18 protein-coding genes are annotated in these 21,592 nt (G+C 68.6%); 11 read left to right on the forward strand and 7 right to left on the reverse strand.

Features of this window, described 5'->3' with window-relative positions:
* Nucleotides 1–155: 155 nt before the first annotated feature.
* From aceE to BLR05_RS18615, 4 genes are all read left to right on the forward strand, one after another.
* Entirely contained in the window at nt 156–2,879 is a 2,724-nt protein-coding gene (gene aceE / locus BLR05_RS18600) for a pyruvate dehydrogenase (acetyl-transferring), homodimeric type (protein WP_092837166.1), read from the forward strand.
* A gap of 99 nt (nt 2,880–2,978) precedes the next feature.
* A complete protein-coding gene (gene aceF / locus BLR05_RS18605; RefSeq protein ID WP_092837170.1) occupies nt 2,979–4,676 on the forward strand; it encodes a dihydrolipoyllysine-residue acetyltransferase in 1,698 nt (565 codons plus the stop codon).
* A gap of 13 nt (nt 4,677–4,689) precedes the next feature.
* On the forward strand, nt 4,690–6,528 hold the full coding sequence (gene lpdA, locus BLR05_RS18610) for a dihydrolipoyl dehydrogenase (protein WP_092837173.1): 1,839 nt from the start codon (nt 4,690–4,692) through the stop codon (nt 6,526–6,528).
* A 272-nt stretch (nt 6,529–6,800) separates the two neighbouring features.
* Complete coding sequence (locus BLR05_RS18615) at nt 6,801–7,766, forward strand: tripartite tricarboxylate transporter substrate binding protein (protein ID WP_092837176.1); 966 nt, start codon at nt 6,801–6,803, stop codon at nt 7,764–7,766.
* A gap of 41 nt (nt 7,767–7,807) precedes the next feature.
* Here the strand turns inward: BLR05_RS18615 and BLR05_RS18620 are convergent, their stop codons facing one another.
* Both BLR05_RS18620 and BLR05_RS18625 read right to left on the reverse strand, forming a co-directional pair.
* Nucleotides 7,808–8,584 (reverse strand): hypothetical protein, encoded by a 777-nt coding sequence (locus tag BLR05_RS18620; RefSeq protein WP_092837179.1) that lies wholly within the window; start codon nt 8,582–8,584, stop codon nt 7,808–7,810.
* Between the two features lie 78 nt (nt 8,585–8,662).
* Nucleotides 8,663–9,520, reverse strand: coding sequence for a DUF2167 domain-containing protein (locus BLR05_RS18625; protein WP_092837182.1), 858 nt, complete (start codon nt 9,518–9,520; stop codon nt 8,663–8,665).
* Nucleotides 9,521–9,779: 259 nt separating this feature from the next.
* On the opposite strand from BLR05_RS18625, the gene BLR05_RS18630 reads away from it, so the two are divergent.
* From BLR05_RS18630 to BLR05_RS18640, 3 genes are all read left to right on the forward strand, one after another.
* Nucleotides 9,780–10,712, forward strand: a complete 933-nt coding sequence (locus tag BLR05_RS18630; protein WP_092837185.1) for a class I SAM-dependent methyltransferase — start codon at nt 9,780–9,782, stop codon at nt 10,710–10,712.
* A 358-nt stretch (nt 10,713–11,070) separates the two neighbouring features.
* Nucleotides 11,071–13,587 (forward strand): penicillin-binding protein 1A, encoded by a 2,517-nt coding sequence (locus tag BLR05_RS18635; RefSeq protein WP_092837188.1) that lies wholly within the window; start codon nt 11,071–11,073, stop codon nt 13,585–13,587.
* 158 nt (nt 13,588–13,745) lie between these two features.
* Nucleotides 13,746–14,531 (forward strand): transporter substrate-binding domain-containing protein, encoded by a 786-nt coding sequence (locus BLR05_RS18640; protein ID WP_092837190.1) that lies wholly within the window; start codon nt 13,746–13,748, stop codon nt 14,529–14,531.
* On the opposite strand, the gene BLR05_RS18645 is transcribed toward BLR05_RS18640, so the two are convergent.
* A complete protein-coding gene (locus BLR05_RS18645; RefSeq protein ID WP_225978884.1) occupies nt 14,524–14,880 on the reverse strand; it encodes a helix-turn-helix transcriptional regulator in 357 nt (118 codons plus the stop codon). The two genes, BLR05_RS18640 and BLR05_RS18645, sit on opposite strands and share 8 nt — an antisense overlap.
* A 121-nt stretch (nt 14,881–15,001) precedes the next feature.
* Between BLR05_RS18645 and BLR05_RS18650 the strand changes: the two genes are divergently transcribed.
* The gene (locus BLR05_RS18650; protein WP_225978883.1) at nt 15,002–15,205 is read left to right on the forward strand and encodes a hypothetical protein; all 204 of its coding nucleotides are present in this window, start codon (nt 15,002–15,004) and stop codon (nt 15,203–15,205) included.
* Between the two features lie 18 nt (nt 15,206–15,223).
* Here BLR05_RS18650 and BLR05_RS18655 read toward each other — a convergent pair whose 3' ends face one another.
* The 3 genes from BLR05_RS18655 to BLR05_RS18665 are packed head-to-tail and all read right to left on the reverse strand — an operon-like array spanning nt 15,224 to nt 17,836.
* The gene (locus BLR05_RS18655) at nt 15,224–16,552 is read right to left on the reverse strand and encodes a leucine-rich repeat-containing protein kinase family protein (protein WP_092837193.1); all 1,329 of its coding nucleotides are present in this window, start codon (nt 16,550–16,552) and stop codon (nt 15,224–15,226) included.
* Nucleotides 16,553–16,589: 37 nt separating this feature from the next.
* A complete protein-coding gene (locus BLR05_RS18660) occupies nt 16,590–17,138 on the reverse strand; it encodes an NUDIX hydrolase (RefSeq protein ID WP_092837196.1) in 549 nt (182 codons plus the stop codon).
* Nucleotides 17,139–17,140: 2 nt separating this feature from the next.
* Nucleotides 17,141–17,836 (reverse strand): fumarylacetoacetate hydrolase family protein, encoded by a 696-nt coding sequence (locus tag BLR05_RS18665; RefSeq protein ID WP_092837199.1) that lies wholly within the window; start codon nt 17,834–17,836, stop codon nt 17,141–17,143.
* Between the two features lie 113 nt (nt 17,837–17,949).
* On the opposite strand from BLR05_RS18665, the gene maiA reads away from it, so the two are divergent.
* Both maiA and pgeF read left to right on the forward strand, forming a co-directional pair.
* A complete protein-coding gene (gene maiA / locus BLR05_RS18670; RefSeq protein ID WP_092837202.1) occupies nt 17,950–18,618 on the forward strand; it encodes a maleylacetoacetate isomerase in 669 nt (222 codons plus the stop codon).
* Nucleotides 18,605–19,432: a peptidoglycan editing factor PgeF gene (gene pgeF / locus BLR05_RS18675; RefSeq protein WP_092837205.1), complete on the forward strand. Its 828-nt coding sequence runs from the start codon at nt 18,605–18,607 to the stop codon at nt 19,430–19,432. Before maiA ends, pgeF begins: the two co-directional genes overlap by 14 nt.
* Here pgeF and BLR05_RS18680 read toward each other — a convergent pair.
* Entirely contained in the window at nt 19,337–19,681 is a 345-nt protein-coding gene (locus BLR05_RS18680; RefSeq protein WP_092837208.1) for a hypothetical protein, read from the reverse strand. The two genes, pgeF and BLR05_RS18680, sit on opposite strands and share 96 nt — an antisense overlap.
* Nucleotides 19,682–19,837: 156 nt before the next feature.
* On the opposite strand from BLR05_RS18680, the gene BLR05_RS18685 reads away from it, so the two are divergent.
* Entirely contained in the window at nt 19,838–21,550 is a 1,713-nt protein-coding gene (locus BLR05_RS18685; protein ID WP_092837270.1) for a PHA/PHB synthase family protein, read from the forward strand.
* Nucleotides 21,551–21,592: the final 42 nt, after the last annotated feature.

A 21,592-nucleotide genomic window follows, 5' to 3' on the forward strand; every position in this document is an offset into this window, starting at 1 on the left:
TAGGGGAGTAGCCCGGCCCACCCGTCCGTGCGAATGTGCGGTTGCAGCAATTTTTCATATTATGGTTCGATGCGGCGCCATTCGAAATTCAGGAAAAGTATGCGAAACTTCCAAGGATTTACCCCCAACGCCAGCGACTCATAAAGGAGACAGGCATGACTGCTCAGACCGACCCTCAGGCCGGAAAAACCGCGACGTCCACCCCCGACACCGACCAACAGGAAACCCGCGAGTGGATGGACGCACTGTCTGCCGTGATCGACCGCGAAGGCGCTGAGCGGGCCCACTTCCTGCTCGAGCAATTGCTCGAACACGCGCGCCAGAGCAGCATCGACATGCCGTTCTCCGCCAACACCGGCTACGTGAACACGATCGAGCCCAGCCAGGAGGCACACTGCCCCGGCAACCTCGAGATTGAAGCCCGCCTGCGCGCCTACATGCGCTGGAACGCCATGGCGATGGTGGTCAAGGCCAACCGCCACCACCCGCCCGAAGGCGGCGACCTGGGCGGCCACATCGGCTCCTTCGCCTCGCTGGCCAACATGTTCGGCGCGGGCTTCAACCATTTCTGGCATGCAGAGAGCGAGAACCACGGCGGCGACCTGCTGTACATCCAGGGCCACGTCTCGCCCGGCATCTACGCACGCGCCTACCTGGAAGGCCGCCTGACCGAGGAGCAACTGCTGAACTTCCGCCAGGAAGTGGACGGCAGGGGCCTGTCCAGCTATCCGCACCCCAAGCTGATGCCGGAGTTCTGGCAGTTCCCCACGGTCTCGATGGGCCTGGGCCCGCTGATGGCCATCTACCAGGCCCGCTTCCTGAAGTACCTGCAGGCCCGCGGCATCGCCAACACCGAGAACCGCAAGGTCTGGGTGTTCTGCGGCGACGGCGAGATGGACGAAGTGGAGTCGCTGGGCGCCATCGGCCTGGCCGCGCGCGAGAACCTCGACAACCTGATCTTCGTCATCAACTGCAACCTGCAGCGCCTGGACGGCCCGGTGCGCGGCAACGGCAAGATCATCCAGGAGCTGGAAGGCGAATTCCGCGGCTCCGGCTGGAACGTGGTCAAGCTGCTGTGGGGCAAGGGCTGGGACGACCTGCTGGCCCGCGACAAGGACGGCGCGCTGCGCAAGATCATGATGGAGTGCAACGACGGGGACTACCAGTCGTTCAAGGCCAATGACGGCGCCTACGTGCGCAAGAACTTCTTCGGCCGCGATCCGCGCACGCTGAAGATGGTCGAGCACATGAGCGACGACGAGATCTGGAACCTGCGCCGCGGCGGCCACGACGCGCAGAAGGTCTATGCGGCGTTCAAGGCGGCCAACGAGCACCAGGGCCAGCCCACCGTGCTGCTGGTGAAGACCGTCAAGGGCTTCGGCATGGGCAAGATCGGCGAGGGCAAGAACACGGTCCACCAGACCAAAAAGCTCGGTGACGAGGACATCAAGGCCTTCCGCGACCGCTTCAACATCCCGATTCCCGACAGCCAGATCGCCGACCTGCCGTTCTACAAGCCGGCTGACGACACCCCGGAAATGAAGTACCTGCACGAGCGCCGCAAGGCCCTCGGCGGCTACCTGCCGCACCGCCGCACGAAGGCCGACGAGAGCTTCACCGTGCCGTCGCTGGAGACCTTCAAGGCCGTGCTCGATGCCACGCCCGAAGGCCGCGAGATCTCGACCACGCAGGCGTACGTGCGCTTCCTCACGCAGCTGCTGCGCGACCAGGCCATCGGCCCGCGCGTGGTGCCCATCCTGGTGGATGAGGCGCGCACCTTCGGCATGGAAGGCCTGTTCCGCCAGATCGGCATCTACAACCCGCATGGACAGCAGTACACCCCGGTGGACAAGGACCAGGTGATGTACTACCGCGAGGACAAGGCCGGCCAGATCCTGCAGGAAGGCATCAACGAGGCCGGCGGCATGAGCAGCTGGATCGCGGCCGCCACGTCGTACAGCACGAACAACCGGATCATGATCCCGTTCTACGTGTACTACTCGATGTTCGGCTTCCAGCGCATCGGCGACCTGGCCTGGGCGGCCGGCGACATGCAGGCGCGGGGCTTCCTGCTGGGCGGCACGTCGGGCCGCACCACGCTGAACGGCGAAGGCCTGCAGCACGAGGACGGCCACAGCCACATCCTGGCCAACACCATTCCCAACTGCATCAGCTACGACCCGACCTTCGCGCACGAGGTCGCCGTCATCATGCACGACGGCCTGAAGCGCATGGTCGAGCGCCAGGAGAACGTCTTCTATTACCTGACGCTGCTCAACGAGAACTACGCCATGCCCGGCCTGCAGCCCGGCACGGAGGAGCAGATCATCAAGGGCATGTACCTCAGCCGGCAGGCGCCGGCCCTCAAGAAGGGCGCGCCCGCGGTGCAGCTGCTGGGCAGCGGCACGATCCTGCGCGAGTCGTTCGTCGCCCAGGAACTGCTGGAGAAGGACTGGGGCGTGGCCGCATCCGTGTGGAGCTGCCCGAGCTTCAACGAGCTGACGCGCGACGGCCAGGAGGCGGAGCGCTGGAACCTGCTGCACCCCACGGAAACGCCGCGCACCTCGTTCGTGGAGGAACAGCTCGGCAAGACCGAGGGACCGGTGATCGCGTCCACCGACTACATGAAGGCGTACGCCGAGCAGATCCGTCCGTTCGTGCCCAAGGGCCGGACGTACAAGGTGCTGGGCACCGACGGCTTCGGCCGCAGCGACTTCCGGCGCAAGCTGCGCGAGCACTTCGAGGTGGACCGCCACTACATCGTCGTGGCCGCGCTCAAGGCCCTGGCCGAGGACGGCAAGCTGCCCGCCGCCAGGGTGGCCGAGGCCATCCAGAAGTACGGCATCCAGGCCGACAAGGTCAACCCGCTGCACGCCTGACCCCGCCGGAGACGTACTTTGAACCCCCACGCTCACATTCATTCGCTGCCCCCCGAGGGGGCGCATGCCTCCTTTGAGGCGGCTCGGCAGGAGACATAAATGGCACTGATTGACATCAAGGTCCCGGACATCGGGGATTTCGACGCCGTCGGCGTGATCGAACTGCTGGTGAAGCCCGGCGACACGGTGAAGGCCGAGCAGTCGCTCATCACCGTGGAGTCCGACAAGGCTTCCATGGAGATCCCTTCCAGCCACGCCGGCGTGGTGAAGGAGGTCAAGGTCAAGATCGGCGACCAGGTGAGCGAAGGCTCCGTGATCGTCGTGGTCGAGGCCGAAGGGGAGGGCGCTCAGCCCGCCGCGGCACCCGCAGCGAAGGCGGAAGCCCCCGCGCCGGCTGCGGCATCCACTCCGGCGCCGGCACCTGCGGCCGCCGCTCCCGCACCGGCCGCGTCGGGCCCGATCGACGTGAAGGTGCCGGACATCGGCGACTTCAAGGACGTGGCGGTGATCGAGCTGCTCGTGAAGCCCGGCGATACGGTCAAGGAAGAGCAGTCGCTTTTCACCGTCGAATCCGACAAGGCCTCCATGGAGATTCCGTCGCCAGCCGCCGGCGTGGTGAAGGAACTGAAGATCAAGATCGGCGACAAGGTGAACGTGGGCGACCTCGTGGCCGTGCTGGAAGGCGCGGTCGGTGCCCCGTCGGCTGCACCCGCCGCAGCACCTGTGGATCGCCCGGCTCCCCAGTCCGAACCCGACACGCGCACTCCCCGACAACTGCCGGCCGAGGAAGCCGCACCGCAGGCGGGGGTCGCCACTGCGTCTGCTCCGGCACCCGAGCCGCATGCCCCGGGCGCCGCGCCCGTCGGCCTGCCGCATGCATCGCCCTCGGTGCGCAAGTTCGCCCGCGAACTGGGCGTGCCGCTGGAAGAGGTCAAGGGCTCCGGCCCCAAGGGCCGCATCACGCAGGAAGACGTGCAGGCCTTCACGAAGCAGGTGATGGCGGGCGGCGTGCAGACCAGGGCCCAGGCGGCCAAGGCACCTGCCGGCAGCGGCTCCGGCGCGGGCATGGACCTGCTGCCGTGGCCGAAGGTGGACTTCGCCAAGTTCGGCGGCGTGGAGCGCAAGGACCTCTCGCGCATCAAGAAGATCAGCGGTGCGAATCTGCACCGCAACTGGGTGATGATCCCCCACGTCACCAACAACGACGAGGCCGACATCACCGAGCTGGAAGCCTTCCGCGTTTCCACCAACAAGGAGAACGAGAAGTCCGGCGTGAAGGTGACGATGCTCGCCTTCGTGATCAAGGCCGTGGTGGCCGCGCTCAGGAAGTTCCCCGAGTTCAACACCAGCCTGGACGGCGACACGCTCGTCTACAAGCAGTACTTCCACATCGGCTTCGCGGCGGACACGCCCAACGGCCTCGTGGTGCCGGTGCTGAAGGATGCCGACAAGAAGGGCATCCTGCAGATCAGCCAGGAAATGGGCGAACTCGCCAAGAAGGCCCGCGACGGCAAGCTCGGCGCGGCCGACATGCAAGGCGGCTGCTTCTCGATCTCGTCGCTCGGCGGCATCGGCGGCACGCACTTCACGCCCATCATCAACGCCCCCGAAGTGGCCATCTTGGGCCTCTCGAAGGGCCAGATGAAGCCGGTGTGGGACGGCAAGCAGTTCGTGCCGCGCCTGGTGCTGCCGCTGTCGCTGTCGTACGACCACCGCGTGATCGACGGTGCCAGCGCCGCGCGCTTCAACGCCTACCTGGGCCACGTGCTGGCGGACTACCGCCGCATCCTGCTGTGAAAGGAAACCCGACATGGCAGTGATCGACATCAAGGTGCCCGACATCGGTGATTTTTCCGAAGTGGGCGTGATCGAAGTGCTGGTGAAAGCGGGCGACACCATCAAGGTGGAACAGAGCCTCATCACCGTCGAATCCGACAAGGCATCGATGGAAATCCCGTCGAGCCATGCCGGCGTCGTCAAGGAATTGAAGGTGAAGGTCGGCGACAAGGTGGCCGAAGGCTCGGTGGTGCTGACGCTGGAAGCCGCCGATGCGGCGGCAGCTCCGGCACCCGCATCCGCACCTGCGGCGCCTGCGCAGGCTCCCGCGCCGGCCCCCAAGGCCGCAACTGCACCGGCTCCGGCCGCGGCGAGCTTCGGCGGCAATGCCGACCTCGAGTGCGACGTGCTCGTGCTGGGCGGTGGTCCTGGCGGCTACAGCGCGGCCTTCCGCGCGGCCGACCTGGGCCTGAAGGTCGTCATCGTCGAGCGCTACGCCACCCTCGGCGGCGTGTGCCTGAACGTGGGCTGCATCCCGTCCAAGGCGCTGCTGCACGTGGCGGCCGTCATCGACGAAGCCAGCCACCTGAAGGCGGCCGGCATCGACTTCGGCACGCCCCAGGTCAATGTGGACATGCTGCGCGGCCACAAGGAAAAGGTCATCGGCAAGCTGACCGGCGGCCTGGCCGCCATGGCCAAGATGCGCAAGGTGACCACTGTGCGTGGCGTGGGCCGGTTCGTGGGCGCCAACCACCTCGAGGTGGAAGAGACCACCGGCGTCAAGGGCCAGGAGAAGACGGGCAGCAAGAAGGTCGTGGCCTTCAAGCGCGCGATCATCGCCGCCGGCTCGCAGGCTGTGCACCTGCCGTTCATGCCCCAGGACCCGCGCGTGGTCGATTCGACCGGCGCGCTGGAGCTGAAGGAAGTGCCGAAGCGCATGCTGATCCTCGGCGGCGGCATCATCGGCCTGGAAATGGGCACCGTCTATTCCACCCTGGGTGCCCGCCTGGACGTGGTCGAGATGATGGACGGCCTGATGCAGGGCGCGGATCGCGACCTGGTCAAGGTGTGGCAGAAGATGAATGCCCACCGTTTCGACAACATCATGCTCAAGACCAAGACGGTGGGGGCCGAAGCCACGCCCGAAGGCATCAAGGTCACGTTCGCCGCCGCGGAAGAGGGCGGCAAGGCACCCGAGCCGCAGGTCTATGACCTGGTGCTGCAGGCCGTGGGCCGCACGCCCAACGGCAAGAAGATCGGCGCGGACAAGGCCGGCGTGGCCGTGACCGACCGCGGCTTCATCGACGTGGACGTGCAGATGCGCACCAACGTGCCGCACATCTTCGCCATCGGCGACATCGTGGGCCAGCCCATGCTGGCGCACAAGGCGGTGCACGAGGCGCACGTGGCGGCCGAAGTGATCGCGGGCGAACTCACGGGCGACAAGGCGCTGGCCTCGGCCGCGTTCAACGCCCGCGTGATTCCGAGCGTGGCCTACACCGACCCCGAAGTGGCCTGGGTGGGCCTGACCGAGGACCAGGCCAAGGCCCAGGGCATCAAGGTGAAGAAGGGCCTGTTCCCCTGGACGGCCTCCGGCCGCGCCATCGCCAACGGCCGCGACGAGGGCTACACCAAGCTGCTGTTCGACGACTCGCCCGAGGCCCATGGCCACGGCAGGATCCTGGGCGGCGGCATCGTGGGCACCCATGCCGGCGACATGATCGGCGAGATCGCCCTGGCGATCGAGATGGGCGCGGATGCCGTGGACATCGGCAAGACCATCCACCCGCACCCGACGCTGGGCGAGAGCATCGGCATGGCGGCGGAGATCGCGCACGGTTCCTGCACGGACGTTCCGCCGCAGAAGAAGTGAGTTGTTCCGCCGCTGGTGCGGCGGCCGCCCTTCGGCCACAAGACAGGCAGCTTCGGCTGCCTTTTTTGTTTCCACCGGGCAGCGGTATCGGAATGCGATGGGCGCAGCTGCGCCGGCGTCCTCCACTGCGGAACGTCCGCACCGCAATGGCCGCGTGGCCCTGGACGGCGCCTATCATCCCCGAGAGCCGCCTCGCCAGGACACCGATAGCGCGGCCTGCCGGCCAACAGAGGGTCGGCGAGGGCCGGCACCCAAAAGGAGACACAACCCCCATGCGCATCCGATACGCTTTTCCCGCTGCACTGCTGGCCCTGTCCGGCACCGCCTTTGCCGCCTGGCCGGATCGGCCCATCACCATGGTCGTTCCCTTTCCCCCCGGCCAGGCCACGGACATCTTCGCGCGGGCCCTGGCTGAGAAGCTCGGCGCCCGCCTGGGCCAGCCGCTGGTGGTGGACAACAAGGCGGGGGCCGGCAGCAACATCGGCACCGAGCAGGTGGTGCGTTCCAAACCGGATGGCTACACGCTGGTCATGGCGGGCAGTGCCATGGCGGTGAACCAGACGCTCTACCGCAAGGTGAATTTCGACCCGCGCAAGGATCTGCAGGGCATCAGCCTGGTGGCCAAGGTGCCGCTGGTGTTCCTGGCGAACCCGGCTTCGGGTATTCGCAGCATGCAGGACCTGGTGGCCCGCGCGCGGGCCGAGCCCGGCAAGCTGAGCTATGCGAGCGCCGGCATCGGCGGAACGCAGCACCTGAGCGCCGAGATGGTGAAGGCGCGCGCCCGCATCGAGATCGAACACATCCCGTACAAGGGCAGCGGTCCCGCGCAGGCCGACTTCCTGGGCGGGCAGGTGCCGCTGATGGTGGATTCGGTCACGGCGGGCCTGGCGAACATCCAGGCAGGCAAGGCCGTGCCGTTGGGCGTGACCTCCGCCACGCGCTCCAGCCAGTTGCCCCAGGTGCCCGCGATCGCCGAGAGCGGCCTGCCGGAGTTCAAGGGCTTCGAGGCCGTGGGCTGGCTGGGGCTGATGGCTCCCAAGGGCACGCCCCGGCCCGTCGTGGACCGTCTGAACCGCGAGGTGGTGGACATCCTGAACAGCCCGGACATGCAGAAATTCATCCGCGACCGCGGCTCCGAGCCCGCACCCACGACGCCCGAGGCGATGGACCAGTTCGTCGCCAGCGAGATCGTGGAGTGGGGCAGGGCGGTGAAGCAGTCCGGCGCCTCGGTGGATTGACGCCACCTGCAAGGCACGGGGGAACGCCGTCGGCGGCCTCGTCAAGGAGCCGCGGTGCCGGGTGCTTTCGGCATGTGCGCCTGCAGCTCGCACAGGGCGCTGGAGAGCCGCTGCGACCGTGCCGCGGCTGCCGGGCTCTCCGCCTGTGCGGCCTCGATGTCCGCCTCGATGGCGGCCTGCGCGTGCTGCGCGAACGCATGCCATGCGGGCGGATCCAGCAACTGGTGCGCAGCCTGCAGCAGATCGATGCCGGGAGCATAGGCGGCCGCCAGCTTGCGTACGGAGTTCAGCGCAAACGGGGGGCACGCCAGGGCCTGGACGGCCACCGAGCGTGCGGCTGAACGTGGCGAGTGCCCCTTGTCGCCATGGCGCCAAGCCTGCGCTGCGGTCCATGCCGCGAAGAGATAGATCATCGCTGCGGCAGCCAGTTGCACGGCTTCGCCAGGCCACACGAACAGCGCTGCCGGCAGCAGCAGGAACAGCGACGCGCCCAGCCCGTAGAGCGGCAGCGCGAAATGGCGAAAGCTGTCGGCATGGGCCTGGAGGCGCCGAACCGCGGCGGCGTCGCCCGGCAACCGGACCTGGTCGGGTTGCCAGCGCAGCAGGTACACGGGTTGGTGCGGCGACAGCAGCGCAGGCCAGGCCAGGTAGGCCCAGCGGACTTCGAAGCCCTGGGTGGCCAGCATGGCGTGCCAGCGCGTGCGGCCTGGGCGGCGGACCAGCCCGGCGCCCTCGGCCAGGGGCACGCAGGCGTCGTACGCATAGAACGCGCAGATGGCCAGCATGACCTGCGCCTCGGGGCTGATCAACGGGAACACGGCAGACTTTCGGGCATCGGTGCTGCGGATGGGGCTGCAATAAGCGGCAACGGGGCGCAGGGGCCGCCCCTTGCGCCCTCAGGCGTCCTTCTTGCGGCCGAAGAGCTTGCCGATGCCCGCCAGCAGGCCGGCAGCCCCGGCCAGCAGCAGCTTCCAGAACCCGGCGATGAAGCCGCCGATCACGGCCCACAGCCCCTTTTTCGTGGCGACCGCGGCGGCACCTCCCAGTACCAGGGCGCCCAGCCCGATCTGGGCGATCTTGTCGCCGTTCCTGAATTCGGCATAGGACTGGCCGCTGTTGTACTTGAAGCCGGTGAGCACCTGCTTGAATTCCTCGGTGTCCTGGGCGAGGGCGTCGGGATCGGACACGAGGACGGCGCTCATCACCCCCGTGCGCCCGAGGATGCGCGAGGTGTAGTTGATGGCTTTGTGGCCGCTCTCGTCGCGCAGGCGCAGGCCCCATTCCAGCCGCTTGCTCTGCGTGTCGTAATGCGGCTCGACCTGCCAGCCCTCCGTGTAGAGGGCCTCCATGCCCAGCTTCTTGCGCTGCTTGTTGCTCTGCACATCCGATGCCTTCATGGATGACAGCAGTTCCGCGGCATTGATCTTCTCGTCGTCCTTGACGTAGCCGGTATCGTCGAAGGAGAACACGGCGAACCATTTCAGCGTGCCGGGCGCGATCAGGTAGTGGTCGGGCGAGGGCGGGTTCCCATAGAGTTCCAGCAGCTTGGCCGTGTCCTGCTCGCCCAGGAACCGGTAGCCGCCAGGAATCCGGATCGTGGCCTGGCTGCCGATATCCCCCTGCCCCTGGTCGATCCAGTGGAGCGCTTTCACTTTTGCCTCGATCTGCGCCTGCCGGTCCGGTTCCGCTCCTTGCGCCCATGCGCCGATGGACAACCCCATACCCACGATGGCCGCGGCCAACTGCTTTCTCATGCTCTTTCCTGTTATGTATTGATTTTGGATGCGGGCGGGCCATGCCTGGCCCGCGCCGCCAGCACTGTATCCGGTATGGCACGGCCGATTGCAGCGCTGTGTATCTCACGGGCCGCCGCAGCAGGGCGCTTGCCGGACGCCGCGCCGCAGCGATATGAAAATGGTAGCGGTCCATCCAGGCACAATCGACGTCCCAGCCACTCCTGAGCCAGAACGCGCCGCGCTTTCCGCGTGCGGCGAACCACGCTCCCCGCCTCCAATGCAAGCCCTGCTGCATGCCATCGCCCACATGGCTCCCGGCCCGGATGCCCGGCGCATCTTCCACGGCCGGGGCGGCCTGCACCCGGGCTGCGAGCACTGGTCGCTGGATGCGTATCCACCCGCCTTCGTGCTCACCAGCTTCCTGCCGATGCAGGAGGATGCCCTGGACGCCATCGGCGCGGCGCTGCAGGCCCGCTGGGCGGAGATCGCTCCCGGCCAGCTGCTGTGCTGGGTGTTCCAGTGCCGCCATCCCGGGGAGACCGGGACGCGGCTGATGGCCGGCGAGGTGCCGGATCCGCATGCGGTCACGGAGCAGGGCGCGCGCTACCGGGTGCATGTGCTGCGGGGACAGAACCATGGCCTCTTCCTCGACATGGCCGAGGGCCGCCGCTGGGTGCGCGAACACGTGGCGGCGCGCCGGGCCGCTGGCGGGCGCGGGCCGCGGGTGCTGAACCTTTTCGCCTACACCTGCGCTTTCTCCGTCGCGGCTTTGCAGGGCGGGGCGGCGCAGGTGGTCAATGTGGACATGGGGCAGGGCGCGATCTCCATCGGGCAGCAGAACCACCGGCTCAACGGGCTGGAGCAGGGCGCGAGCTTCCTGGCGCACGACGTGTTCACCAGCTGGGGCAAGATCGGCCGCGGCGGGCCCTATGACCTGGTCATCGCCGATCCGCCGAGCTACCAGAAGGGCAGCTTCGTCGCGACGAAGGACTACGCGCGGCTCATGCGGCGGCTGCCCGGGCTGCTCGCGCCCGGAGGGCATGCACTGCTGTGCCTGAACGCGCCCGAGCTGGGCACGGAGTTCCTGCTCGGGCAGATGCGCGAGCAGGCGCCGGAGCTGCGCTGGGTGGAGCGGGTCGCGAATCCGGCGGTGTTCGCGGACGTGGATGCCGAGCGGTCCCTCAAGGTGATGGTGTTCGCGCTGGATTGATCCTGCGCCGTGCGGATGCCGGAGACGCGCATGTTGCCTCCGGGAACCAGCCCGGCAGGAAGGACTCCCATTCGCAGGATGGTGGGTGCCGCTTTCGCGGACCCGGTACCATCGCGCCCGCGGAATGTGCATCGGCAGCGTTGCCGTGCACGCGCTTCCGCCGGGCCCGTCTGCCGCGATGCCGCGCCAGGCCGGCCCAACGCCCGCCCGCTGCGCCAATGGGTATTTACCTCCTGACCGTGTGATTGCTTCCCTGCTCGCTTCCCTGCGCTCCTGGCTGTCCAGCGGGCCGTTGTCCTCGCTGGCCCGCCACGCTGGCGCCGCTCTGCGCTGGTTCCTTGCCCGGCGGCCGGCCCGGATGCTGCTGTGGGCGCTGGCCGCCGTGCCGGTGGCGCTGGTGGTCTACACGCTGCTGCTCTGGCCCTTCACGCCCGCGATCAGCGATATCCGCAAGGCCAAGACCGAGCAGCCGGCCCAGCTCGTGTCGGCCGACGGCCGCCTGCTGGCCGAGTACCGCTGGGTGAACCGGGAATGGGTGGCGCTGGAGGACATCGCACCATCGGTGGTGGACGCGCTGATCGCCACCGAGGACCACCGCTTCTACGACCACTTCGGTCTGGACTGGCGGCGCACGGGGTCGGCCCTGATCCGCACACTGGGGGGCGACAAGCAGGGCGGATCGACCATCACGCAGCAGCTCGCGCGCAATCTCTACCCCGAGGACGTGGGTCGCGCCCCCACTCTGACGCGCAAGCTCAAGGAAGCGATCACGGCGCTCAAGATCGAGGCCCTGTATTCCAAGGACGAGATCCTGGAGACTTATCTCAACACGGTGCCCTTCCTCTACAACGCCTATGGCATCGAGATGGCGGCGCGCACCTATTTCGACAAGTCGGCCGACAAGCTCACGGTGCTGGAAAGCGCGACGCTCATCGGCATGCTCAAGGGCACGAGCTACTACAACCCGGTGCTCAATCCGGAGCGGGCCCAGGCGCGGCGCAACGTGGTGCTGGCGCAGATGGAAAAGCGCGGCAAGCTGTCGTCCAGGGATTTCGAGACCCTGTCGAAACGGCCCCTGCGCATCCGGTTCGAGCGCCAGCTGGAGGCCGCGGGCCCCGCGCCGCACCTGGCCCAGCAGCTGCGCAAGCAGCTCATCGACTGGGCCGACCGCAACGGATACAGCCTGTACGCCGACGGCCTGGTGATCCGCACGACCATCGATTTCCGCTTGCAGACCCTGGCCAACCAGGCGGTGGCCCGGCAGGGCCGGCAACTGCAGTCGGTGGCCGACGGGGCGTGGGGGCCGCGGGCCTGGAATGCCAAGGGTTCCCTGGTGCAGGCCTTCGTGCGGGAGTCGCCCCAGTACGCCGCTGCCGTGGCGAAGGGCTCGTCCGAGGACGACGCACTCAAGTCCCTGCTGGCGGATGCGGACTTCATGCGCAAGCTGCGCCAGGAAAAAACCCGTGTGCAGGCGGGCTTCCTGGCGATGGATCCGCGCACCGGCCAGATCCGCGCGTGGGTGGGCAGCCGCGATTTCGCGCAGGATCCGTTCGACCATGTGCAGGCGGCGCGCCGGCAGCCGGGCTCCACCTTCAAGCCCTTCGTCTATGGCGCCGCCTTCGCCAGGGGGGCCCTGCCCACCGATACGCTCATCGACCAGGCCGTGGAGATCCCGCTGGGCGGCGGCCGCATGTGGCGCCCCACCGACGAGGGCGCCGCACCGAGCGGCGAGCCGATGACGCTGAGCGACGGGCTGGCCTATTCCAAGAACACGATCACCGCGCAGCTGATGCAGCAGGTAGGTCCGGAGCGCGTGGCGGCGCTGGCGCGCGCCATGGGCGTGCGGGAGTCCCCGCTGGATGCCGTGCCGTCCCTGGCGCTGGGCACGAGCCCTGTCACGCTCAAGGAGATGGTGGCGGCATACGGGACCATCGCCGAAGCGGGGCGCTACACCGCGCCCACGGTCATCACGCGCATCGAGGACAAGGACGGCAAGGTGCTGGAAGACTTCAGCCCGGCGGCCCCGGAGCGCGTAGTGGGTCAGGGCCCCGCGCAGGTGCTGCGCAATGCGCTGCGCGCCGTGGTGGACAAGGGCACGGGCGCTGCCATCCGGTCGCGCTACGGCATCACCGCGGATGTGGCCGGCAAGACCGGCACCACGCAGGACGCCGCGGATGGATGGTTCCTGCTCATGCATCCGCAACTGGTGGCGGGAGCCTGGGCCGGCTTCAACGACGGCCGCGTGACGCTGCGCAGCGACTACTGGGGGCAGGGCGCGCACAGCGCGCTGCCGATGGTGGGCGACGTCTTCCAGCAAGCCTTGCGCTCGCGCGTGATCGACGCCGGGGAGAAATTCATCGACCAGGAAGAAAGCAGTTGGGTCGGCCAGGCGGTGGATGGCGTGCGGCAGTGGGCGCTCTCCGTCTATGACCTGTTCGGGCGGCGCACCGATGGGCAGGCCGGGGGCGCGGGTACCGAGCCGCCGGCGAGGGCGCCTGCGCCGTCGTCCAGCGCGCCTGCCAGCGCACCCGCGGATACACGGCCCGAGATCACCGAGGCGCCGTTGACGCCGCTGCAGGATGCGACGCCCAGCGCGCCGTATGTTCCCCCCGCCGAGGTGGACCTGCCGCCGGAAAGCGGGAATGCCGGGGCGCCCGCAGCCACCTTCGGTGGCCCCCGCCCGCTTCCCCCCGTGACGACCGACCCGCCGGACGCCACCGTACCGGGCACGGCGCCCGGCGCGGCACCTTCCGGTGCGGCGAGCGGAGCTGCGGGAAGTGGCGGCGCCACGGGCGTGGAAGTGGTCCCCGTCCAGCGCGGTACCGTCGTGCCGGGAGGCGGCCAGCAGCCGTTCTTCGTCGAATCGCGGCCCTGAGGGCTGAAAGGCCCAACGGTTCCGCTGGGTGGATGGGGGCCACCGGGACGGCACGGGCATGCTTCCTGCGTGCCCGGCGCGGTATGCTGGCGCGGCCATGTCCGCGCAGTGTCCCTGCGGATCTTTCTTCTTCCAACGAACCACCGAAGGCCTTTTGCATGAAGCGCATGTCCGCCTCCACCCTCATCGCCACCGCGGCCCTGACTGCGGCCGCATGCATCCAGGCGGCCCACGCAGGCCCACGCCTCGACCGGATCATGGACACCAAGGTCCTGCGCGTCGGCACGCCCGGCGATTACCGGCCTTTCGCCATCAAGGCCGATGGCGGCGGCTATGCCGGCCATGACATCGACGTGGTGGAGACCATGGCGAAGGAGCTGGGCGTGAAGATCGACTACGTGCCCACCACCTGGCCCAATCTGATGAAGGATATCCAGGCCGACAAATTCGACGTGGCCGTGGGCGGGATCACGCGCAACGTCACGCGCATCCGCCAGATCGAAATGCTGCCGGGCTACGCGCCGTTCGGCAAGGTGGCGCTGGTGCGTGCTGCCGACAAGGACAGGTTCCGAACCCTGGCCGATCTGAACCGGCCGGGTGTTCGCGTCATCAAGAACCCGGGCGGCACCAACGAGACCTTCGTGCTGGAGAGTCTCAAGGCGGCCGAGGTCAGCACGCACGACAGGAACGCCGAGATCCCCGCGCTCATCGCCGAGGGCAAGGGCGACGTGATGATCACCGAAACGTACGAGGCCCTGTACTACGCCAAGGCCGATCCGCGCCTGTATGCGGCTTTCGTCGCCGCGCCGCTGACGCCGCAGAACACCCTGGGATTCATGCTGCCCAAGGACGACGCGGATTACTCGCGCGTGATGGAGTTCGTCTGGGGCCTGATGGATGCCCGCGGCCAGCTCAGGCAGGCGGCCGACAAGTGGCTCAAGTGAGCTTCGGGCCGCTGTGCCCGACAGGCGCCGCCTGACGGCCGAAGTAGGCTGCCGGCGTGCGGCCCCGTTCGCGCTTGAAGAGTGCAATGAAGGCGCTCACGCTGTCGTAGCCCAACTCCAGCGCCACTCGCGTCACAGGCTGGCCGTCGGCCAGCCACTCTAGCGATCGCAGCAGCCGCACGCGCTGGGTCCAGGCCGTGAAGCGCAGGCTGGTTTCGGCCACGAAGCGCCTGCTGAGGCTGCGGCTCGACAGTCCGGCCCAGTCGGCCCATGCCTGCAGGCTCCAGCGCCGCGCCGGGTCCGCCAGCAGCGCGCCCGCGATGCGCAGCAGGCGCGCATCGTTCGCCATTGGCAGGCCTGGCGGCCTCGGCACCATGTGGTGCAACTCATCGAGGATGACGGCCGCCAGCCGATCCTGTGCCGGATCTGCTGGGCAGACTCGCGGAGCACGGCAAAAACCCAAGCTGGGCGTGGTCGTCGCGATCGACGAGACGTTGTTCCACTGCGGCAAGGCCATCCACCGGGCGCAGTTGTGGGCGTCGGAGTTCCATCTGGACTGGCGCAACCTGCCCACGTCCGGACGGATGAAGGCCGCGGTGCTGGGATGGAGCGAGGCCCAGGCATCGGAGGCGGACACGCATCACGCGCACGCCGTGCGCCATGGCCTGTACTGACCTTTCGGGCGCAGCCGCTCAGCCCGCCGCCCACTGCGCCGTGCGCAGGGCCAGTGCCGGGGCATCGGGCCGCGCGGCCGGGTTGTCGTGCAGGCAGTCCCGGGCCAGGGAGGGTGCTTCGCCGTCGGGCAATGCTCCATCGGCATGGGTGCACAGCTCGGCCAGCAGCACGCCAAAGGCACGCACGTCCATGCGGCGCAGCGCGTCGCCCAACGCCCCGGGTGGTGCGAACGCGGCGGCGCCGAAGTCGCCCAGCAGACCGGTCGCCCGGCCGGTGGGAGCATCCGGGCGCCACAGCAGGTTGTGCGCATACAGGTCGCCATGCACCAGCCCGCGGCCATGCAGGTGCGCGAGCGCCGAGGCCACATCCGCCGCGATGCGCAGTGCCACGCAGGCCTGCAGCCGCAGGCCGGGTGGATAGATGTCGCGTGTGCAGCTCTCGAAGCTGGGCGGGCCGGCGAGCGTGCGGTAGTCCGCGGAGATGCGCTCCATCACCAGGCTCTGTGCGCCGTTCGGGTCCCCATCGAGCCGCCCCAGCACCGGGATCAGCCGCGGATGCCGCCCGGCGGCCAGGCTAGCCGCCATCTCGGTCAGTGGCCAGCCATCGCTCGTAACCTCGCCCTTGAAAAGCTTGACGGCCACCTCCCGCATGCCGGTGGCGCTCTTCAGCCTGCCCGCCATGATGCGGCCGGAGGCGCCTTCTCCCAGCAGCTCACCCAGCTGCAGGCGGCTCCAGTCCACATGGCCGGCAGCCTGGCTGCCGCGCGCGAGTTCCTCGGCGGCTTCGTTGAACACATTGCCGCCGATGGCCAGCCAGGCGAGCCGGGGCAGGCCGGCCAGCCAGTCCGGCAGAGTTTCGATGCGGTTGGCGGCGATGCGCAGCAACTCCAGCGACCCACACTGCCGCAGCGTATCGGGCAGGGTGCGCAGCAGGTTGCCGGCCAGCATCAGCTTCTGCAGCCGGGGCCGCTGCCCCAGGGCGTCGGGCAGCTCCGTAATGGCGTTGTCCGTCAGGATCAGCCAGCGCAGCCGTTCAGGCAGCGCCCGCGCCGGCACATGGGCGATGCGGTTGGCTTTGAAGCCCACCATCTCCAACTGCGGGCAGGTGCCCAGGGCGGCGGGCAGTTCGGTGAAGCGGTTGGACGAAGCGAAGAACACCTTCAGCCGGTGCAGCCGATGCAGGTCATCGGGCAGCGCCGAAAGGCGGTTGCCGGAGAGGTCCAGCACCTCCAGCGTATCGGCCAGGTCGAAGACCTCGCGCGGAAAGTGATCCAGGTCGGCGGCGATGCGCAGCGCGCGCGCACCCGCGAGGTCGCCAGCGCGCAGGCGCTGCAGGTCATCGGTCATGGTGTCCGGGAAACCGGGCTGCGGGGCGCCGGGTCAGTCAATCGATATCGACACAGTGCATGCCGAAAGCACCGGAGCGGCGGTCGGCGAAGTATTTCTCGAGCGTGACCTTGACCGTGCGGAAAGCGATCTCGTCCCACGGGATCTCGTCTTCCGCGAAGAGCCGGGCCTCGATGGTCTCGTACCCGGGGGCGAACTGGTCGCTGTCCAGGCGGGCGAGGTAGAACAGGTGCACCTGCCCCACGCGCGGCACGTTGAGTACCGAGAAGAGCGGGCCCATGGTGATCTGCGCGCCGGCTTCCTCGTCGGTTTCGCGGGCCGCGCCTTCGGCGGTGGTCTCGTTCAGCTCCATGAAGCCGGCCGGCAGCGTCCACTTGCCCCAGCGGGGCTCGATGTTGCGCTTGCACAGCAGCACCCTGTCCCCCAGAGCGGGCACTGTGCCGACCACGTTCAGCGGGTTTTCATAGTGGATGGTGTGGCAGGCCGGGCAGACGGCACGCAGCTTGGTGTCGCCGTCATCGGGCACGCGGTACTCCACGGCGGCCCCGCATTCGCGGCAGTGCTTGATCGGACTGCGGGTGGTCATGTTCAGACGATTTCCACGCGCAGGGTGCCCAGTCCTTCCACGCCGCCTTCCAGCACGTCGCCGCGCACCACCGCGCCCACGCCTTCGGGCGTGCCGGTGAAGATGAGGTCGCCGGGTTGCAGCTTCCAGGCGGCGGACAGGTGCTCGATGGTTTCGGCGATGTTCCAGATCAGCTGCGAGACCGTGCTGCGCTGCCGGTCGGCGCCATTCACCTGCAGCCAGATGGGGGCCTTGGCCACGTCGCCCGCCTGCGCCGCCGGCGTGATGGGGCCGATGGGCGCGCTGTACTCGAAACCCTTGCCGATGCTCCAGGGGCGCCCCTGCTTCTTCATCTCGTTCTGCAGGTCCCGGCGGGTCATGTCCAGGCCGACGGCGTAGCCGAAGATGTGCTGCAGGGCGTCCGCCGCGCGGATGCCGCGTCCGCCCCGGCCGATGGCCACGACCAGCTCGATCTCGTGGTGCAGGTTGGAAGTCAGGGTGGGGTAGGGCATGCGGCCCATCTCGCCTGCCTCCACCGGGACGATGGCGTCCGCTGGCTTGAGGAAGAAGAAGGGCGGCTCCCGGCCGGTGAAGCCCATTTCCTTGGCGTGCTCCTCGTAGTTGCGTCCGACGCAATAGATGCGGTGCACCGGAAAGCGGTCTGCGGTGCCCGCCACGGGCACGCTGGGGATGGGCGCGGGAGGAATCACGTAGTTCATGGTGGGTGTCATGCCTTGTCTCGGTGGGTGGGGCGGCGGCCCGTGAGCGCCGTGCGGGCGGCGCTGGGCCTTGGCCAGAGTGTGCCATGCACGGACGTTATGCTTGGCGGACCATGAAGCTGTTCAACTACTTCCGCTCTTCCGCGTCCTACCGGGTGCGCATCGCCCTGGCGCTGAAGGGGCTGCCCTATGAGTATGTGCCGGTGCACCTGGTGCGCGCGGAGCACCGGGGGCCCGGCTATTCGGACCGGGTCGGGGACCCTCTGGTCCCGGCGCTGGAACTGGACGACGGGAGCACGCTCGTGCAGTCGATGGCGATCATCGAGTACCTGGACGAAATGCATCCGCAGCCGCCGCTGCTGCCCGGCGACGCGCTCGGCCGGGCCCACGTGCGGGCCCTGGCACAGATGGTGGCCTGCGAGATCCACCCGGTCAACAACCTGCGGGTGCTCAAGTACCTCACCCAGACGCTGGGCCGGGAGGAAGCGGAGAAGACCGCCTGGTACCGCCACTGGGCGCGCGGCGGCCTGGAAGCGTTCGAGCGGCAGCTCGGCCTGCTGGCCCGTGCCCGGGAAGCGGCGGGCCTGCCGCCATCGCGGCTGTGCTGGAGCGATGCCCCGACGCTCGCCGACTGCTGCCTGGTGCCGCAGATCTTCAACGCGCAGCGCTTCGAGGTCGATCTGTCCGGACTGCCGCGCACCATGGCGGCCTGGGAGGCCGCTTCCGCGCTGCCGGCATTCGAGGCGGCCCATCCTTCCGCATGCCCCGATGCCGGGGGCTAGCGCCTTGCTGCCCGCGTCCGTTCCCCTGCCGGACGGCTGGCTGCGGCCCGACTGGCCGGCGCCCGCCCATGTGCATGCGGTGTGCACGGCGCGGCCGGGCGGCGAGAGCCGGGGCGCCTGGTCCTCGTTCAACCTCGGCGACCACGTCGGCGACGATTCAGCCGCCGTTCTGGCCAACCGGCAGCACCTGCGCGCCATGCTGGCGGGACTCGGCGGGGGGGCTGCGGTGGCGCCCACCTTCCTGCGGCAGGTGCACGGAACGGCCGTGGCGGACCTGGACCGCGGCGTGCCGGACGGCATGGAGGCCGACGCCTGCATCGCCCGCCTGCCGGGCCGTGCCTGCACCATCATGGTCGCGGACTGCCTGCCCGTGCTGCTGACCGACCGCCGGAGTTCCGCCGTGGCGGCGGCGCATGCCGGCTGGCGCGGCCTGGCTGGCGGCGTGCTGGAGCAGGCCATCTCGCGCCTGGATGCGGACGGCGGTGTGCTGGCGTGGCTGGGCCCGTGCATCGGGCCGTCCGCCTTCGAGGTGGGCGAGGAGGTCCGGGAGGCGTTCTGCGCTCGGGATGCCGGGGCGGGCACGCATTTTTCCGCGCAGGGCGGGGGCAAGTACCTGGCCGACCTGCCTGGCCTGGCGCGCAGGCGGCTCGGCGCGCTGGGCGTGGATGGCGTGTGGGGCAACGATGGAGGCGACGGCTGGTGCACCGTGCGCCAGGCCTCACGGTTCTTTTCGCACCGCGCCTCCATGCAGCGGTCCGGCAGCACCGGCGGGCGGTTCGCCGCCTGCATCTGGCTCGGATCGTGCGGCGGCTGAGGCCGCGTCCGCTGGAAGGGCTTCCCGGCCCGCTGGGCGCGCGGCCTTTTCCCGCTCGCGCTGCTCCTTCTCCCGCAGGGCGCGCTTGCGGGCGGGGGTGCCGAGGATGTAGGCGACGATCGAGATGGGCACCAGCCCGTAGAGCACGAAGGTCACCGCCGCGCCCAGCAGGCTGCCCTGCGGGCTGGCAGCCTCGGCGACGGCCATCATCACGGTGACGTACAACCAGCCGATGATTACCAAATACATGGGGCCGTCTTCCCGAAAACTGAGCTATATCGTGAAAAAGCGAAAGCGGCATTGCTTCCGGGCGCGCCGCTCGGCAACAATGCCGTGGCCATGGCGCGATTCCCTCCGGAGGCGCTGCCGGGATGGCATGATGGTTGGGTGCGAGGAGACACGTTCATGGATTTTGACGCAGGCTGGGTCGGCAGTACCCGGCAGATCCAGCAGAAACTGAGCGAAAGCTGGATGCAGGCGCTGGAAGCCTTCCGGCAGGCCGGCGGCCCCGCCGCTACCGACGCCGCATCCTCGCAGGCCCGTCCGGCCATCGCCTTCTCCCCGGACAAGCTGGCCGGGCTGCAGCAGCAGTACGTGAAGGAGGCGTCGGAACTGTGGAGCCAGGCGCTCCAGCCGGCCGGTATGAAGGACCGCCGCTTCAGCTCCCCCGCCTGGGCCGAGAGCCCCATGGCGGCTTTCGCTGCAGCGTCCTACCTGCTCAATGCCCGCACCCTGATGGGGCTGGCCGACGCGGTGGAGACCGATCCCAAGACGCGCGCACGCATCCGTTTCGGCGTGGAGCAGTGGATGGCCGCCATGGCGCCCAGCAATTTCCTCGTCTTCAACCCCGAGGCGCAGAAGAAGGCCATCGATTCCCAGGGCGAGAGCCTGGCCAAGGGTATCGCCAACCTGCTGCACGACATGCGGCAGGGCCATGTGTCCATGACCGACGAAAGCGTGTTCGAGGTGGGCCGCAACGTGGCCACCTCCGAGGGCGCCGTGGTGTACGAGAACGCGCTCTTCCAGCTCATCGAATACAAGCCGCTCACACCCAAGGTGCACGAGCGCCCGCTGCTGGTGGTGCCACCGTGCATCAACAAGTTCTACATCCTCGACCTGCAGCCCGATAATTCGCTCATCCGGCATGCGGTGTCCGAAGGGCACCGCACCTTCGTGGTGAGCTGGCGCAACCCGGACCAGGCCCTGGCGAACGCCACCTGGGACGACTACATCGAGGACGCGGTGCTCCGCGCCATCGAGACCGTCCGCGAGATCGCGGGGAGCGACCAGATCAACGCGCTCGGCTTCTGCGTGGGCGGCACGATGCTGGCCACCGGCCTGGCCGTGCTGGCCGCCCGGGGCGAGGAGCCCGTGGCCAGCGCCACCTTCCTCACCACCTTCATCGATTTCGCCGAAACCGGCATCCTCGACGTCTTCATCGACGAGAGCTTCGTGCATTTCCGCGAACTGCAGATGGGGCAGGGCGGCCTGATGAAGGGGCAGGACCTCGCCTCCACGTTCAGCTTCCTGAGGCCCAACGACCTCGTCTGGACGTATGTGGTGGGCAACTACCTGAAGGGCGAAACGCCGCCGCCGTTCGACCTGCTCTACTGGAACAGCGACTCGACCAACCTGCCCGGGCCGTTCTACGCCTGGTACCTGCGCAATCTCTACCTCGAGAACAACCTTTGCAAGCCCGGCCGCCTGACCGTGTGCGGCGAGCCGATCGACCTGAACCTCGTGGACCTGCCCGCGTACATCTACGGATCGCGCGAGGACCACATCGTCCCCGTCGATGCCGCGTACGCGTCCACCCAGGTGCTGCCCGGCGAGAAGCGCTTCGTGATGGGTGCCTCCGGCCACATCGCGGGCGTCATCAATCCGCCGGCCAGGAAGAAGCGCAGCCACTGGGTCCGCGAGGACGGCGTTCTGCCGGCCACGCTGCCCGAGTGGCTGGAAGGCGCGACGGAACTTCCCGGCAGCTGGTGGACCGACTGGGCCGCCTGGCTGCGCGGCCATGCCGGCCCGCTCATGCCTGCTCCCAAGCGCTACGGCAAGGGCGCCCGGTTCCAGGCCATCGAACCGGCGCCGGGACGCTATGTGCGCGAGCGGGCCTGAGGCGCCGCTCCACCCCTTTTCCCATCATTACCTTTGAGGATC

Source organism: Paracidovorax cattleyae (assembly GCF_900104515.1).
GTDB lineage: Bacteria > Pseudomonadota > Gammaproteobacteria > Burkholderiales > Burkholderiaceae_C > Paracidovorax > Paracidovorax cattleyae.